This is a genomic window from Burkholderia sp. MR1-5-21 (assembly GCF_053427715.1).
In genome coordinates this window covers 280771-297495 of the sequence record NZ_JBSAXD010000005.1, presented here as the reverse complement: position 1 = coordinate 297495, position 16725 = coordinate 280771, and the positions used below count along the sequence as shown (strand labels likewise).

The window sequence follows — 16725 nt, the reverse complement described above, 5'->3', positions numbered from 1 at the left end:
ATGACGATCACGACCCCTTCGGGCGCGGCGCTGCTGCAACCCGACCGCCTGCCCGCCTACGATCGCGGCGGTGGCGCGAGCACCACGCCGCTCGTCGGCCGGTCCGTCGGTTCCGACAGCTTCATCACCGGTTACACGTCGTTCGCCCCCGGCGTCGAAATTCCGTTTCACAGCCATAACTGCCAGGAAAGCGTCGTGCTGGTCGAAGGCGACGCGATTCTCGACATCGACGGACTCGAGTTCCGGCTCAAGCCGCTCGACACGACCTTCATCCCGCCGAACGTGCCGCATCGCTTCCGGAACGTGTCGACGACCGTGCCGATGAAGATCCTGTGGATCTACGCGCGCCCCGACGCGACGCGCACGCTTGCCGACAGCGGCGAGACCCGGCCGGTCACGGCCGAACACCAGACGCCTTCGAAATAACCTGAGCGAATCATCATGCGTATCCTTGTTCTTCCCGGTGACGGAATCGGCCCCGAGATCATCGCGGCGTCGATCGACGTGCTTGAAAAGGCCGATCGCCTCTTCGATCTCGGCCTCCAATACGACTACGAAGATGTCGGCTTCGCGAGCCTCGACAAGCACGGCACCACGCTGCGGCCGGCGGTGCTGGAAAAGGCGGCGGGCTACGACGGCCTGATCCTCGGCACCGTCTCGCATGCGGACTACCCGCCTCCCGCGGAGGGCGGGCGCAATGTGTCGGCCGCGTTCCGTTGCGAACTCGACCTCTATGCGAACGTGCGTCCGTCACGCACCCGCCCGTTCCTGACGTCGAACATGCGCGAAGGCAGGCGCATGGATCTCGTGATCATGCGCGAGGCCACCGAAGGCTTCTATCCGGACCGCAACATGCACCTCGGGTGGGGCGAGATGATGCCGTCGAAGGACATGGCGCTGTCGGTACGCAAGATCACGCGTCACTGCAGCGAGCGGATTGCGCGGCGCGCGTTCGAGCTTGCGATGAAGCGCAGGAAGAAGGTGACGGCGATTCACAAGGCGAACAGCTTCCACATGACGGACGGCCTCTTCCTCGAAAGCGTCCGCCATGTCGCGAAAGACTTCCCGGAGGTGGCGCTCGACGATCTGCTGGTGGACGCGTCGACGGCCCACCTCGTCCGGTCGCCGGAGCGTTTCGACGTGCTGGTCGCCACCAACTTCTATGGCGACATCATCAGCGATCTCGCGGCGGAGCTGTCCGGCAGCCTGGGTCTCGGCGGCTCGATCATGGCGGGCGATGCGCTTTGCTGTGCCCAGGCGCAGCACGGCTCCGCGCCGGATATCCAGAACCAGGACAAGGCGAATCCGACCTCGATGATCCTGTCGGTCGGCATGCTGATGCGCTGGATCGGCGAACACCGGCAGAAACCGGCTTTCATTGCGGCCGCCGATGCGATCGATGCCGCGGTCGACGCGGTGCTTGCCAATCCCGAGACGCGCACCGCGGATCTCGGCGGCACCATGGGCTGCAAGGCCTTCGGCAAACAGGTTGCCGACGCGCTCCAGGCCGCGTGACGCGCTGCTCGGCGGGCGGCGCGTTGCCGCCGCCGAATCGCGACAACAAACCGGAGACATTCGATGATGGCCGCGCCACGGCTGACGGGCGAATGTCGCGCGTCGCCCGATAGCGTTATCGAAACGCCAATCCCGACCGGATCGCGTTGCAGACGATATCCGCGCGCGCCGCGTCGATGCGCTCCATGGCGAGGCCAGCCGGAACACGTACGTTGGACGATCACACGCATTCATCGAAGGATTTAGCATGCATTCCGAATCAATGGCGATGGACCCGGCGTCCGATCATCGGACGACCCGGCAAGCGATCCGGCAGCGGGCGCTGCACAAGAATACCTGGCGCCTGTTGCCACTGCTGACGCTCGCGTTCATTTTCAACTACATCGACCGGACCAGCGTCGGCTTCGCGGCGCTGACGATGAACCAGGACATCGGGCTGACGCCCGCCCAGTTCGGCTGGGGCGCCGGCGTTCTGTTCACCGGGTATTGCCTGTTCGAGATCCCGAGCAATCTCGCGCTGTACCGGTACGGCGCCCGGCGCTGGCTCGCACGGATCATGATCACCTGGGGCCTCGCCGCGACCGCAACGTCACTGGCGCAGGGGCCGACGAGCTTCTACATCCTGCGATTGCTCCTCGGAATCGCCGAAGCAGGCTTCTTTCCGGGCGTCACGTTTTTCCTCGCCTGCTGGTTCCCCACCGAGTACCGCGTACGCGTACTCGCCTTCTTCATGCTCGGCGTACCGCTGTCGTCGGTCATCGGCGGCCCGATGTCGACGGCGCTGCTCGGCCTCGATGGCATCGCGGGGCTGCACGGCTGGCAATGGATGTTCGTCGTGCAGGGCATGCCCGCCGTCCTGATCGGGATTGCCGTGCTCGTCTGGCTGCGCGACGATCCGAAGGACGCGTACTGGCTGACGCAGGAAGAGCGCAGCGAGCTCGTCACGATGCTCGCGGAGGAGCCGCGCGAAAAACCGAAGAAAGCGCTGTTCGCCGCGCTGAAGGACGGCCGGGTACTGCTGCTCGCGGCGATTCAGTTCGGCTTCGTGCTCGGTTCGTATGGCATCGGCATCTGGCTGCCGATCATTCTGAAGGGACACGGCCTCAGCCTTGTCGCGGTCGGGTTGCTGTCCACGATTCCGTATATCGCCGCGGTATTCGGGATGTTGATCTGGGCACGCGTGGTCGATCGAAGCGGCCGCAAGGTTTTCCATCTGTTCAGCGCGTGCCTGCTGGGCGGTATCGGCCTCGCGCTGTCCGCGCTCGCCGGCAGTGTGGCCATCGAGCTGGTGGGGCTGAGCCTGGCCGTGGTTGCGGTCAGCGCTGCGCGCGCGATCTTCTGGACCATTCCGACGCGATTCCTGACCGGCGTCGCCGCTGCCGGCGGTCTCGCCTTCATCAATTCGATCGGCACGCTCGGCGGCTTTGCGGGCCCGTACCTCGTCGGCTTCCTGAAGCAGTCGACCGGCTCCTTTGCCGCCGGCATCTGGGCGATGGCCGCGATGCTTGCGCTGTCTGCCGCGCTGGCCGCATCGCTCAAGCTGCTCATCGAGAAAGCCTGAAGTGTTGACCGGCACGACGGCCTCCGCGCACGGACCGTCTTGCCGATTTCCGGTATCGTTCCCGTGCGACGCCGGCCGCGGCTGACGCCGCGTCGCAAACCGACCGAATTTTCCCGAATGAATGGAGCGCTCATGATCCTCGAAATGGCCAGTCTCGAAATCGACCCGTCTCAAGCCGAACAATTCGAAGCCGCAGTCCGGCAGGCCCTGCCGTTGTTCGCGCGCGCCCGCGGCTGCGGCGGCGCGGAACTGCACCGCGTGATCGAACGCAACGGCGAGTATCTGCTCGTCGTGAAATGGGAGACCGTCGACGATCACATGGTGCATTTCCGCGAGTCGGATGACTTCCAGGCCTGGCGGCAACTGGCGGGGCCGTTCTTCAAGCGGCCGCCGGAAGTCATCCATACGGTCGTCGCCGTGAAGTAAAGGGCGCGGCACGCTGGAAAGACGCGGCGGCGCGCGCACTCCGGGCCGCCCCGGCATCCGGCCGTCGCGGTCTCGCAATCGGAACGCACGGCCGACATTGCCGCATCGGCGTACGACGTATCGTCGACCTCCCGCCTTCACTCCACGTCGCGCCCGTCAGGGTATTCGCGCATCCGCACACGCCAGTCCCGAATGCTGGAACGCCGCACGGCATGCGTGCGACGACGCAAGCCCGCACCGCCCCGACGCTGGCTAATATCCGTCCCGACTCGAATACGACATAGGAGACTCGGGACCATGAAGTTCAAGCTACTCGCCGTGCCGGTCGGCATGCTCTTCTGCGGGACGGCGCTCGCGCAAAGCAGTGCGACGATCTACGGGATTCTCGATACGGCGGTGACTTACGTCAACAACGCGCGCGGCGCGTCGCTGACGGCGCTGACCGCGGGGCCGCTGAAAGGCAATCGACTCGGCTTCATCGGCAGCGAGGATCTTGGCGGCGGCACCCGTGCGCTGTTTCGCCTCGAGAACGGTTTCTCGGCGCTGAACGGTTCGCTGGGGCAGGGGGGAGCAATGTTCGGCCGGCAGGCCTATGTCGGCCTGAGCGGCGCGTTCGGCACGGTGACGCTCGGGCGTCAGTACGACTCGGTCGTCGATTACGTCGGCGCGTTGAAGGCGGGGGGCGATACCGCCGGCGCATACGCGAACCACCCCGGCGACATCGACAACACCGGCAACAATTTCCGCGTGAACAACGCCGTCAAATACAGCAGCCCGGATTTCGCGGGGCTCACGGTCGGCGGCGTATACAGCCTGGGCGGCGTGGCGGGCGACTATCGCCGCAAACGCATCTATTCGCTGGGCGCCCGCTACGTGCATGGCGCGGTGCAACTGGGTGTGGCGTATCTCAACGCGCAGGATCCGAATTTTTCGTTCTACGGAAACAACCCGTCGTCGAGCGCGACCGGCAACAACATGACGGCCGCACCGATCTATTCGGGCTATGCGTCTGCCGGCTCGCTGCAGGTGTTCGGCACGGCCGCGACCTACACGTTCGGCGGCTGGACCGCGGGCGGCGTCTACACCCATTCGCAATTGCGCGACCTCGGCAGCCAGCCCGGGCTCGATCCGCTCGGCTATCGCGGCAGTGCCGTCTTCAACACCTGGGAACTGAACCTGCGCAAGTTCGTCACGCCGGCCGCGATGTTCGGCGCGTCGGTGCAATACACGCGCGGCAGCCCCGTGGCTGGCAATCTCGGCGGCGTGAATTATCTTCAGGCGAATGCGGGCATCGATTACTTCCTGTCGAAGCGTACGGACGTGTATCTCGTGGGCATCTGGCAGCACGCGTCCGGGTACGACTCGACCGGGTCGAAGGCCGTGGCGGCGATCTACGGCTTCACGCCGTCGAGCACCGCGTCGCAGGTGGCCGTGACCGCCGGACTGCGTCACAGCTTCTGACGAGGCCCACATTCTGGAAAACCGTGCGCGGCCGTCGTGTCGGCGGTCTTTCGCGGCTTGCGGTGCACGCTAGGATGCGATCGGAACGCGGTTCGCCGTTCGCGACGCACCGCAAACACAACATCGGAGACAGTTCGTGAACATGCAACACCGGAAATACCGGACGACCATTCTCGTCATGCTGATGCTGGCGATGGTCATCAACTACATCGATCGGGCCGCACTATCGATCGCGATGCCGTTCATCACGAAGGACTTTCACCTGACGCCCGGCGAGAAAGGCCTGATCTTCAGTGCATTCTCCATCGGCTACGCGCTGTTCAATTTCCTGGGCGGCTACTTCTCCGACCGCTTCGGCGGCAAGCGCGTGCTGACGGTCTCGATGACAGGCTGGTCGATTGCGTGCGGCCTGACTGCGGCTGTGTCCGGCTTCTGGTCGATGCTGCTCGTGCGCATCGTGTTCGGCGCCGGCGAGGGGCCCAACTCGGCGACCGCGAACAAGGTGGTCAATACCTGGTTTCCGGTCAGGGAGCGCGCGAGCGCGGCCGGGATCAACCAGGCCGGCGGCCCGCTCGGCGGCGCGCTCGCAGGGCCGATCATCGGCTTTCTCGCGCTGTCGTTCGGCTGGCGCGCGTCGTTCATCGTGATGGCTGCCCTCGGGCTCGCATGGGCGCTCGCGTGGCACCGGCTGGCAGTCGAAACGCCCGCGCGGCATCCGCGCATCAGCCGGGAAGAGCTGGCCGAAATCAATGACGGGCAGGAAGAGGACGTGCGTGACGGCGAGGGCAAGGTGTCGATCCTCGAGGTAATCTCGACGCGCTCCGTGTTGATGACCGGCATTTCGCTGTTCTGCTACAACTACATCCTGTTCTTCTTCATCACGTGGTTTCCGAGCTATCTCGTCGATACGAAGGGCATCAGCCTCAAGGACATGAGCCTCGTCAGTTCGCTGCCGTGGATCACCGGTGCGCTCGGCTTCTTTACCGGCGGGCTGATCGTCGACGCGATCTTCCGCCGCACGGGCAAGCGGATGTTCTCCCGCAAGGTCGTGCTGGTGACGTCGTTGATGATCGCCGCGGTATGCATTGGCCTGACGGGCCTCGTCGATTCGGCGATGACGGCCGTCGGCGTGATGACGGTGGCCATCGGCTTCCTGATGCTCGCGGCGCCCGCCTACTGGGCGATCATCCAGGACAGCGTGCCCCGTCGTCAGGTCGGTACGGCGAGCGGCTTCATGCACGGACTGGCGAACGTGTCGGGCATTGTCGGCCCGGCGGCGACGGGCTTCCTGATCCAGGGCACCGGCAGCTATGCGAGCGCGTTCGTGCTGGCCGGCTCGCTTGGCCTCGTCGGCTCGATGATCCTCGCGCTCTTCGTCGGCGGCCGCACCGATCGCGAGACGGCCGCTTCGCTCGCGTAGTCATCGCCGGCAAACGGCGCGCGTACGAGGCGCATGCCCGGATCGGGCATGCGCCTTTTTTTTCTTCTGGAAACCGAATGAACACTTTTTCCGCTTCCTCGTTGAGCGACGGCATGCACGCATTTGTGCGCACCGCTTTGCGCTTTGCCCCCGCAGGCGGCGACTGGCCGTCGCGTCGCGCCGCGTTCGCGCGCCAGTGCGCGCATTTCACGCCACCGCGCTCCGGCACGATCACGGTCAGCGACCAGCTCGCCGGCGGCGTGACGACACGCTGCATCCGGCCCGCGGAGCCCGCGCCCGCGCGCGGCTGGCCCGTCCTGCTGTATTTCCACGGTGGCGGATGGACAGCCGGCGATCACACGACGCATGACTGGTTTGCCGCGGCGTTGCTGCAGCGCGTGAAGGTCGCGGTGCTCGCGGTGGACTACCGGCTGGCGCCCGAGGCGTCGTTTCCCGCGCCGCTGCTCGATGGTCGGGCGGTCTGGGACGCGATCGCAGACCTGCCGTTGCCGCTCGACCCGACGCGGCGTGCAGTGGCGGGCGACAGTGCCGGCGCAACGCTGGCGGCGGCGCTGTGCATCGCGCTGCGTGCGGCGGGCAAGCGTCAGCCGCGCGCGCAGGTGCTCGCGTATCCGGTGCTGAGCGCATCGACGGACTTCCCGTCGATGATCGAACATGCGCATGCGCCGATACTCAGCGCATCGGGGCTGGCGTCGTCGATTGACGCGTATCTGCCGAACCCGGACGATCGGCGCAATCCGCTGGCGATGCCGCTGGAGGTGGACGACTGCACGGCGCTCGCGCCTGCGCTGCTTGCGCTCGCGCAGGTCGACCCGGCGCGCGACCAGGGACTCGCCTATGCGGCGCGCTTGCGCGACGCCGGCGTGCCGGTGGACGTATGCGCCGGAGCGGGACTGGTGCACGGATGCCTGCGTGCGGCGCAGTTGCCGGAAGTGGGCGCGCTGTACGACCGGATCGCGGCGTTTCTGCTGGAGAAGGGGGTGGCGTTCGCGAGCTGACCGCCACCGGTGAGTGTGCGCGACGACATGAAGATTGCCGCGCACACGCGTGGCGGTCGTAACGCGTGGCCCGGGGTGGCCGCGCTTGCGCGTGGCCGGACAAGTCAGCGGGGACGGAGATAGCGCGACAGCACGGCTTCGTCCGGCGCCGCGCCGATTCCGGGCGCATCGTCGAGACGGAATGCATGCCCGTCGCGAATGGGGGCGAGATCGATCAGCCAGGCAGCCGGATCGACGTACAGATATTCGATCTGCATCAGGTCGGGAAAGGCGGTCGCGAGATGAAGGGTCGCGAGGAAGCCGGGGCCGAAGTACGGGCTGTGCGGCAGCACGCCCAAGCGCGCACCGCGCGCCAGCGCGACGATTTCCATGAACTCGGTGATGCCGCCGACCTTGCTCACGCTCGGCTGCAGATAATCGACCGCCTGCGCGTCGACGGCCTGCCGGAACTGCATCGCGGTGCACCAGTTCTCGCCGGCGGCGATCGGCACATCCGGCGTGCGCAGCGCGGACTGCGTCGAGAAGTCTTCCGGCGGAAAGACGGGCTCTTCGAGCCAGTCGAATCCGCCCAGCTCGCGCAGGCGCACGATATTTCGCCGTGCGGTCGCGGGATCCCACGCGCAGTTGACGTCGACCGACAGCGCGGCGCGGCCGGCCACCGCAGCATGACAGGCTTCGATGACCGGCATGTCGATCTCGTGCAGCTTGATGTCGGCAAAGCCGTCGTCGAGCGCGCGTCGGCACATGGCCGCCGCCGCGTGCGGATCGCCGTAGCGCACGAGGCTCGCGTAAGTCGACCGCGTGACCGGCGCATTGCCGCCGAGCAGCCGATACAGCGGGACGCCTGCGCGTTTCGCCGCCAGGTCATGGAGCGCGAGATCGACGCCCGAGATCGCGAACATCGTGATCCCGTATCGGCCGAACAGGTGCAGCAGCTGCTGCACGTGCTTCGTCCAGTCCGTGACCGAGTCGATCGCCGCGCCTTCGAGCAGCGGTTTGAGTCGGCTGTCGATCACGTGGCGCGTCGCATCGGCAACGAAATAGCCGAAGCCTTCCCCCCAGCCCACGTGGCCGTCCGTGTCCTCGATGCGCACGAGCACGGTTTCGAGCGTGCGCCATGCGGAGGGCGTGATGCCGAGCCCGGCGCCGCCGTCTTCGAACGGAATCTCGACGATGCGGGTGTCGACCGACTTGATCTTCATGCGGCACCTCGCACGCGCAGTGGCTTGGGCACATAGGGGCCGCCGATGTAGCCGGGCCCGTCGCCGGCCGGCATCGCGTCGCGCGGCACGAACGCGCGCGCGACGTGATCGCGCGCGTCGTCCTGCGGCACATAGCCGAGTTCGGTCGCACGCCGATTGTCGAAGAACGGCTCCGGACAGCGCGATATGCCGTAGACGACGTCGTGCGCGACGGCGTCGTGTTCGATCCCGATCCGGATCAGCTGCGCGAGATCGCGGCCGCTGACCCACAGGTGCAGCCGCCGCCCGTCGGCGACTTCCGGATCGGCATTGCCGATGCGGATCGACAGCGTCTTCAACCCGTGACGATGTGCATACAGCACGCACGCCGCCTCGCCGAACACCTTGCTGAGCGCATAGAAGCCGTCGGGCGCGACAGGCGCGTCGTCGCCCGCGAAGCCGTCGATACGATGATGGCCGACGACATGATGGCTGCTGGCGAACACGAAACGCGGGATGCCGTATTGCCGGCACGCGTCGAGCAGGTAGAGCTGCGCGCGGTAGTTGGCGTCGAGCGTTGCCTCGAAATCGATGTCGAGGCCGTAGCTGCACGCGAGGTGGAGGACCCCGTCCACACCTTCGGCCGCACGCCGGACCAGCGCCGGATCGGTGATGTCGCCGACCAGCGCGGTTTCGTTGTCCGCGAGATCCTGCGGCTCGCGCAGATCGAGCAGACGCAGGCGGTAATGTTCGCGCAGCCATGGGCGCACGCGCGTGGCGACGCCGCCGGCTGCGCCGGTGACAAGCAGGGTCTTCAACATTCAGGCATCCTTTCTGGCGTTCGTCCGTCGATTTCCGACATCGTATAGTCGACGGCGGCCCACTCGAAATAGGTCTTGAGGTCCGCGACCAGCGCCTGGTGCGCCGGATGGGGCAGATATCGTGCGACGGCGTTCTCGTCGTCGAATTCGGATTCGAGCAGGTAGTCCCAGCAGATCGGCCGGTCGAGTTCGTTGGCCGACACGCGCCAGCCGCGGACGAACCCGATTTCACGTCCGAGCGCGTGCATCTTGTCGACGAGTACCCTTTCCCGCGCGGCGTCCCGCTCGACATGAGCGAGGCGGCGGAACATCACGACATGCTTCATCATCGCGCCGTCCCTCCGCGACACGCGTCGAGGTACCACGCAGGCGCATCCTGCAGCGCAACGGGCCGCAGGAACCGTTCGATCGCGGCATAGCCGACGGACGTCGATTGCGGGTGCGTCGATGCAGGCCACGGCCCGCCGTGCTGCTGCGCATGGCAGACCGCAACGCCGGTGGGCACGCCGCCGAACAGCACGCGGCCGGCAATCCGCCGGGCGGCGCCGATCAGCGTGCGATTGTCCGGTGTATCGTCGTGCGCGCCCCACAGCGTGACGGTCAGCGATCCGTTGACGGCCGCCAGCACGCGCAGGATCTCGTCGTGGTCACGCACGCGGACGACGAGCGCGGCGGGACCGAACATCTCGTCGCGCAGCGCCGGCGTTGCGACGAATGCATCGGCATCGACTTCATAGAGTCGTGGCGCTGGCGCGTCCGTGTCGGCACGCGCGCCGTCGGGCGGCGCGACCCGCACGCGGATGCCCGCTTGCGCGGCGATCGTCGCCGCAGCCTGTTCGAAGCCGGCGCGCATCGCGGATGTCAGCATCCGGTGCGGGCGCTGCGCGGAGAGCGCACGGGCGAGATCGGCGACGAAGCTGTCGCCCTGCGGATCGTCCTGCACGACGATCAGGCCGGGGCTCGTGCAGAACTGGCCGCAGCCGAGCGTGATCGATGCGGCGAGCGCGTCGGCCGCGCTGGCGGTACCGGCCGCCAGTGCCGGCGGCAACACGACGAGCGGGTTGATCGACCCGAGTTCGCCGAAGAACGGAATGGGGCGCGGGCGGTCGTTCGCTGCCCGCCACAACGCGACACCGCCCTGATACGAGCCGGTGAATGCGACCGCCGCGATCGCCGGGTGCCGGACCAGATGCGTGCCCGCGTCGCGGGGCACCTGATCGGTGAACGCGATGACGCCGTCGGGCAAGCGCTGCTCGCGCACGACGTCGGCCGCAAGCGCGAACACGCGCCGCGACAGTTCGGGATGCCCTGCATGCGGCTTGACGACCACCGTACAGCCGGCTGCCAGTGCGGACGCGGTATCGCCGCCGAGCACCGAGAACGCGAACGGGAAATTGCTCGCGGAGAACATTGCGACCGGCCCGAGCGGCACGAGCACGCGCGTCAGACGCGGGCGGCCTGTCGGCGGCGCGCCGGCCACGGCGGCGGCGTCGATCTGGCGGAACGGCGCGCCGGCGTCGACTTCGTCGGCAAAGCCGCGCAACTGGAACGTCGTGCGGGCAAGTTCGCCGGCAAGGCGCGCATGACCGAGGCCGGTTTCGTCGTCGGCCAGTGCGATCAGCGCCGCCGCCTGAGCGTCGAGCGCATCGGCGAGACCGTGCAACAGGCGGGTGCGTGCGGCGGCAGGGGCCAGCGCGTCGGCTGCATGGGCGTCGGCTGCGAGCGCCACCGCGCGATCGATGGCCGGGAAGGGCGCGGCGCGGGCGCCGGAATCGGTCGTGCTCACGATTGCGGCTCCACGTGATAGCCGCGCGCCGCATAGTCGAACGCCACCAGCGCGTTGATCGCGACCGCGTTGTCGGCCGGTGCGGCGTAGTACGCGCGGATTTCCTTGATCCGGCACGTGTCCGGGTCGAACACGTACCATTCGTCGCCGCGCAGCGCCGTGCCGGCTTTCGACTTCCAGTGCGTCCATTCGATGACGGCCTCGTGCGAATCGTGCGACACGAGGATTTTCTCGATCGTCCACCGGGAACCGAGCTCGGCGACGCACCATTGCCACTTGCGCGCGATGGTGTCGGCGCCGCGCCACGGGATGTCGGGCAGGCCGGCGGGGAAATAATGCACGGCGTCGGGCGTGAAGCACGCTACGAGCGCGTCGTAGTCGGCTGCGTTGCATGCGTCGAAATAGCGGCGGATCAGGGCCGCGTATTTCGCCTGGTCGATGACTGCCATCGATGAGCCTCCTGGGAATGCGCACCGCAGACTTTGTGCGGCACGCGATGGAACACGATGCGAGTGTAGGGTCGGGGCTCGCCGATGATTGCGGCCGCCTGTGGCCGTAGCAGACAGCAGTTCCAGCATCTGGGACCGTCGCCAGGCAGGCCGAGCCTTCCGGCGTGGCGACGGTTGCGTCGTCAGCGATTCGCCCGCGCCTCCCAGCGCAGCGACGTGTGCGCGCTCAGCGACTCGCCCGGGCCGAGCACGCGCATGCCGGTGTGTGCGACGCCGGCCGCGGCGAGATTGAATGCGTTGGCGACGTGGCTGACGGGTTCCACGCACAGATACGGCGCGCCGCGCGGCACGAAGGCGACGAGGTGGTCGAGCGGCGCGGCCGCATCGATCGCGATCCGTCCGTTCGCGCGTGTGACGACCGCCGGCCCGTGCCATTCGCTCGCATAGATCGCCACGTCCGACGATTGCCAGTCGCGCTCGTCGATCCGGATCGCCTCGTGCGTGGACGAGGTGTTGCCGTTGGGCACGCAGGCCGCGTCGATGTGCCAGCGGCGCCGCGCATCGAAGCGAATCGACGCGTGCGCGTCGCGCGCGAGAAACGGGTGCCAGCCGACACCGGCCGGCATCGCGGACGCACCGGCGTTGCATACCGCGAGTTCGACGTGCAGCGCCGGACCGTCGAGCCGGAACGCGATGCGTGCATCGAAGGGCCATGGCCAATGCGCGCCGGCGTAATGCAGCGCGAATTCGGCCGAGACATCGCTGAATGCACGCGTCTCCCATTCGCAGCGATGCGCGATGCCGTGCAGCGTGTTCGGAAGATCGAGCGGATGAGGCGGCAGCGCATGGACCATGTCGCCGAATCGCAATTGCGCGCCGGCAATGCGGTTCGAATACGGGATCAGCGGATAGGCGCCGGCCTTCGGCCAGCTATGCGGCGGTGCGGTCCATTCGTGCAGCGGCACGACAATGTCGGTGCCGCATGCGACGACCTGCAGGCGCGTCAGCCGGGCACCGAGGCCGGGGGCCAGTTCGGCGCGCAGCACGCGATTGTCCAGTATCAGTCGCGAGCGAGTGCTCATGAAGTCTCCGGGAATGTGATGCGACGGCCGTCGTTCAGGCATCGATCCGCAGACGCAGCAGATGCCCGGATAGCGGCGCGCTGGCAAGCGATTCGATCGGCTGGTGATTGCGGTCGCTGGTGATGTAGATCGACGCGTCACGCCCGTCGCGCACGAATGCGAGCCCGGTCGGCGCTGCGACAGGCAGGCTGACGACGCGGTCGAGCGCCCCGTCGCCGGTGAAGCGCATCAGGCTCCAGCCGTCTCTGAGCGCGACCCAGATGCCGTCGCCGTCGTCGAGCGCGATCCCGCAGAGCCGGCCTGAGCCTGGCGGCATCGACGCGAAGCGGCGGATCGTCTCGCTGCCGCGCTGCATCGTATAAATCGTTCCGGATGCCGGGCCGAGCGCATAGGCGGTGGCGCCGTCGCCAGACCAGGCGATCGCGTCGATCGGTTCGCTGAACTGCCAGCGCGTTTCGAAGTGCCGGGTAGCGTTGATGAAGCCGACGCGCACGATGCCGTCGCGTTGCAGGCAGCCCCACGTGACGCCGCGCGCATCGGTGCATTGCAGCGACATGGCCGGATCGTTCCACGCGCTCACGCCGTCGTGCGCACACGCGGCGCCGTCCGCCCCGACCATCCAGACCCGCCGCGCCTGCGTGACGATCAGGCCGTCCGTCCGCAGCTGCATGCCGGTGATCGGCTCGTCGAGCCGCATCACGATCCTGTCGTGCGCGCCGTCGAACGCATGCACGGCGGGCGCGAGCGTGTCCGCCCAGTAGAGCCTGCGTTGCGCCGCCGACCAGACCGGATGCGCGCCGTGAAACGCCCAGCCGTCTCCGACGGGCGTCACTTCCTCCTGTTCCGTCGCGGGGCGCGCGACGTCGAGCTGCATGCCGACGCGTCGAGCGGCTTCCGCCAATTCGGGGCCGAGCAGTTCGAGCCGCGCGAGCGACAGGCGGTATGCGGGTCCGGCGACGCTGAGCGCGCCGCGCACCCGGCCCGCCCCGTCGACGATCGGCGCGGCAACGCAGCGCACGCCGAGCACGATTTCCTCGTCGTCGATTGCAAAGCCGCGGGTCGCGGTGATCCGCAATTCGACCTGCAGCCGCCGCCGGTCGGTGATGGTGTGCGGCGTCAGCGCGGTCATCGTCACGCTGCGCAGCAACGCATCGCGTTCGTCGCGCGGCATCCGTGACAGGATCGCCTTGCCTTGGCCCGTGCAGTAGATCGGCTTGCTGCGGCCGAGCGCCGCCGACGAGCGCTGCGAGTGCGCGCCGTCGCATCGCTCGAGCGAGATGACTTCGTTGCCGTCGCGTGCGGCCAGATACGTCGTTTCGCCGGTCAGGTCGCGCAGCGCGCGCAGTTCGGGCGTTGCCGCCGCGACGAGGTCAGGCATCAGGTATGCATTGCGTACCAGTTCCAGATACCGGAACCCGAGACGATAGACGCGATGGCTTGCGTCACGCCGCAACAGGCCATGCTCGATCAGCGTCGCGAGGATCCGATAGAGCGTCGTCTTCGGCAGCCCCGCTTGCGCGAGGAGCGCCGCATTGGTCATGCCGCCGGGCGCGGCGCCGACCAGTTCGAGCACCGTCAGCGCCTTGCCGAGCGATGCCGTACCGTCTCCGATTCCCACTTTTCCACCTTCTGGAATTCATGCGCGGCGTGTCGGCACCGCGCCGTTTCGTTGCCAGTCACTGTAGCAGTAGCATGAGTTCGAACCTAGCCGCCTGGCTTCGCGAGTTCCACTTTCTGGAACTTTCATCCCACTTCATTCTTGCCACAGGATCCAACGTGACGCTCCACAACTATTCGGATGAACTCGACCGCGAGATCGATCGCACTGTGCATGTCGGCGAGGCGACGCTTGCGCGTCTCGCCAGCGTGAGCAGCGGATCGCTCACCACCCAATTGTTCAAGCGCGGATTCCGCCAGCCGGCGCTGGTCGGGCTGCGCGCGCTGAACCGGGAAGTGAAGCCTTTCGCGGGGCGCGCGTTCACGATGCGATTCATTCCCGCCCGAGAGGACATCGACACCTACGGGACGATGACCACGAAGCCGAACGGCGACAATCTTCAATGGCAGGGGATCGAGCAGATCGGTGAAGGCGACGTGCTGGTGATCGACAGCCGCAACGACCCGCGCGCCGCGTCGGCGGGCAACATCCTCGTGACCCGCCTGCTCGCTCGCGGCGCGCGCGCGATCGTGACCGACGGCGCGCTGCGCGACGGCAGCGAGATCGCGCAGATGTCGTTGCCGGCGTATGCGCGCGAGGTCACCGCCACGACGCGGATCTCGTATCACCACGTCGCGGACCTGCAGGTGCCGATCGGCTGCGCCGGCGTCGCGGTCTATCCGGGCGACGTGATCGTCGGGGATGCCGACGGCGTGACCGTCGTGCCTGCGCATCTGGCCGAAGAGCTTGCCGACGTCTGCGAGCGGCAGGACGACATCGAGCATTACCTTGCGATGCGCGTCGCGACCGGCGAAGCGCTCTGGGGCGTCTATCCGCCGAGCCAGAAGACTTACGCCGATTACGAAGCCTGGGTCGCGGCCGGGCGTCCCGCGATCGAACGGAAATTTGCCTGACGCGGTAGCGGGGCGCGGGCGTCTCTCGCCCGGCCAGCGCCGCACCGTCGTAATGCCGGTAACGTTGGTAACGCTGCCCCGATTCCGCCGCTCGGCTGCACCTCCTGTCTCACCGGCATGAAGCCGTGCATCTGCTGGTTCTTTAATTCAGGTCCGAAACTTGTGGGTAACGCCCAGTCCTGAAGGACGGGGCTTGCCGCACACAGGGTCAATTCACTGCCCGCGCTCCCCGGAAGCCACGCGCGCCGTCTCCCGGCGCTTTCCCGCGTCTTCCCGGCGATCATCCGTCCTCTTCCATCGCTTATCCGCCGCGACCGATTGATCGATTCCCGGTTTTCACCTGCCCGCCACCCACCAAAAACGATCGATTCGATCATTTAACGGGTAAACCCTCGATTGAATCGCGCAAAATCTGCGCGTAGGATGACCGAAACAGTCACGAATCGATGCGTTTCCGGGTTCCGTTGACTGAACCGCTCACTCGGCCGGCGATTCGCATCGGCCCGGCAACACACTGGAGTTCGAGGATGGCAATCACGTTCAAGGGCATCGTGCCGGCACTCATCACGCCGATGACGCGCGATGAGGAAATCGACGAGGCAGGCCTGCGAACGCTCGTCGATCGCCTGATCGATGCGGGCGTTCACGGCCTGTTCGTGCTCGGCACGAACGGCGAGTTCATCGCGCTTTCCGACGAAGAGAAAGTGCGTGTCGCGCGCATCGCGGTCGACCAGGCGCGCGGCCGCGTGCCCGTGGTCGCCGGAACCGGCGCGTATGCGACGCGCGATGTGATCGCGCTGAACGGCAGGATGCAGGACGTCGGCGTCGACGCGGTGTCGGTCATCACGCCTTACTTCAACGGCGCGACGCAGCAGGAACTGTTCACGCACTACGAGCGGATCGCGCGCGCCACGCCACTGCCGGTGATGCTGTACACGATTCCCGCAAAAGCCGGCGTGACGCTGAACGTCGACACGGTGCGCCGTCTCGCGGAGATCCCGAACATTCGCGGGATCAAGGACAGCGGCGGCGATTTCGACCGTCTGCTGCAGCTGATCAACCTGCGCCGCGACGATTTCGCGGTGTTCACCGGCACCGACTCGATGATCCTCTGGACGCTGATCGCCGGTGGCGACGGTGCGGTTGCCGCGACGACGAATGCGGTGCCGAGTGTCGTGATGTCGATCTGGAACAACTTCCAGGCCGGCGAGATCGCGGCCGCGCGGCGCGCGCAGGAATCGCTTCGCCCGCTGCGCGACGCGTTCGCGCTCGGCACGTTGCCCGTCGTGCTGAAAGAGGCGGCCGACCTCCTCGGCATGCCCGCCGGGCCCGCGCGGGCACCCGCGCAGGCGCTCGACGCCGCCGCCCGCGAACGCCTGGTGAAGGCGCTCGCGATCTATCCGCGCGTGTCCTGACGCATCCCCGCAGACGCC

16 protein-coding genes are annotated in these 16725 nt (G+C 67.2%); 9 read left to right on the top strand and 7 right to left on the bottom strand.

The genetic code is table 11. The annotated features are described in order from the left end of the window. The 7 genes from ACV229_RS09850 to ACV229_RS09820 all read left to right on the top strand — a co-directional run bounded on the left by ACV229_RS09850 (position 1) and on the right by ACV229_RS09820 (position 7402). Positions 1-426 carry a cupin domain-containing protein gene (locus tag ACV229_RS09850; RefSeq protein WP_448082922.1) on the top strand — a complete coding sequence of 142 codons (426 nt, stop codon included), beginning with the start codon at positions 1-3 and terminating at the stop codon, positions 424-426. A gap of 15 nt (positions 427-441) precedes the next feature. Beyond that, a complete protein-coding gene (locus ACV229_RS09845) occupies positions 442-1515 on the top strand; it encodes an isocitrate/isopropylmalate dehydrogenase family protein (RefSeq protein ID WP_448082921.1) in 1074 nt (357 codons plus the stop codon). Between the two features lie 247 nt (positions 1516-1762). Further along, positions 1763-3076, top strand: a complete 1314-nt coding sequence (locus tag ACV229_RS09840) for an MFS transporter (RefSeq protein WP_448082920.1) — start codon at positions 1763-1765, stop codon at positions 3074-3076. A gap of 132 nt (positions 3077-3208) precedes the next feature. Further along, positions 3209-3502 carry an antibiotic biosynthesis monooxygenase family protein gene (locus tag ACV229_RS09835; RefSeq protein ID WP_448082919.1) on the top strand — a complete coding sequence of 98 codons (294 nt, stop codon included), beginning with the start codon at positions 3209-3211 and terminating at the stop codon, positions 3500-3502. Positions 3503-3799: 297 nt separating this feature from the next. Further along, positions 3800-4963 (top strand): porin, encoded by a 1164-nt coding sequence (locus ACV229_RS09830; protein WP_448082918.1) that lies wholly within the window; start codon positions 3800-3802, stop codon positions 4961-4963. A 142-nt stretch (positions 4964-5105) separates the two neighbouring features. Then, the gene (locus tag ACV229_RS09825; RefSeq protein WP_448083014.1) at positions 5106-6383 is read left to right on the top strand and encodes an MFS transporter; all 1278 of its coding nucleotides are present in this window, start codon (positions 5106-5108) and stop codon (positions 6381-6383) included. A 77-nt stretch (positions 6384-6460) separates the two neighbouring features. Then, positions 6461-7402, top strand: coding sequence for an alpha/beta hydrolase (locus ACV229_RS09820; RefSeq protein WP_448082917.1), 942 nt, complete (start codon positions 6461-6463; stop codon positions 7400-7402). A gap of 104 nt (positions 7403-7506) precedes the next feature. Here ACV229_RS09820 and ACV229_RS09815 read toward each other — a convergent pair whose 3' ends face one another. From ACV229_RS09815 to ACV229_RS09785, 7 genes are all read right to left on the bottom strand, one after another. Further along, the gene (locus ACV229_RS09815) at positions 7507-8604 is read right to left on the bottom strand and encodes a mandelate racemase/muconate lactonizing enzyme family protein (RefSeq protein ID WP_448082916.1); all 1098 of its coding nucleotides are present in this window, start codon (positions 8602-8604) and stop codon (positions 7507-7509) included. Beyond that, positions 8601-9404, bottom strand: a complete 804-nt coding sequence (locus ACV229_RS09810; protein ID WP_448082915.1) for an NAD-dependent epimerase/dehydratase family protein — start codon at positions 9402-9404, stop codon at positions 8601-8603. Before ACV229_RS09810 ends, ACV229_RS09815 begins: the two co-directional genes overlap by 4 nt. Continuing rightward, positions 9398-9715 (bottom strand): Dabb family protein, encoded by a 318-nt coding sequence (locus ACV229_RS09805; RefSeq protein ID WP_448082914.1) that lies wholly within the window; start codon positions 9713-9715, stop codon positions 9398-9400. Before ACV229_RS09805 ends, ACV229_RS09810 begins: the two co-directional genes overlap by 7 nt. Before the next feature lie 14 nt (positions 9716-9729). Further along, the gene (locus ACV229_RS09800; RefSeq protein WP_448082913.1) at positions 9730-11190 is read right to left on the bottom strand and encodes an aldehyde dehydrogenase (NADP(+)); all 1461 of its coding nucleotides are present in this window, start codon (positions 11188-11190) and stop codon (positions 9730-9732) included. After that, positions 11187-11639 (bottom strand): nuclear transport factor 2 family protein, encoded by a 453-nt coding sequence (locus ACV229_RS09795; protein ID WP_448082912.1) that lies wholly within the window; start codon positions 11637-11639, stop codon positions 11187-11189. The genes ACV229_RS09800 and ACV229_RS09795 overlap by 4 nt, the downstream gene beginning before the upstream one ends. Before the next feature lie 182 nt (positions 11640-11821). Next, positions 11822-12721, bottom strand: a complete 900-nt coding sequence (locus tag ACV229_RS09790; protein WP_448082911.1) for an aldose epimerase family protein — start codon at positions 12719-12721, stop codon at positions 11822-11824. 34 nt (positions 12722-12755) lie between these two features. Continuing rightward, positions 12756-14339: an IclR family transcriptional regulator domain-containing protein gene (locus tag ACV229_RS09785; protein ID WP_448082910.1), complete on the bottom strand. Its 1584-nt coding sequence runs from the start codon at positions 14337-14339 to the stop codon at positions 12756-12758. Positions 14340-14497: 158 nt separating this feature from the next. On the opposite strand from ACV229_RS09785, the gene ACV229_RS09780 reads away from it, so the two are divergent. Together ACV229_RS09780 and dapA are read left to right on the top strand one after the other, a co-directional pair. After that, positions 14498-15292, top strand: a complete 795-nt coding sequence (locus ACV229_RS09780; RefSeq protein ID WP_448082909.1) for an RraA family protein — start codon at positions 14498-14500, stop codon at positions 15290-15292. Between the two features lie 527 nt (positions 15293-15819). Next, positions 15820-16707, top strand: coding sequence for a 4-hydroxy-tetrahydrodipicolinate synthase (gene dapA / locus ACV229_RS09775; RefSeq protein WP_448082908.1), 888 nt, complete (start codon positions 15820-15822; stop codon positions 16705-16707). Positions 16708-16725: the final 18 nt, after the last annotated feature.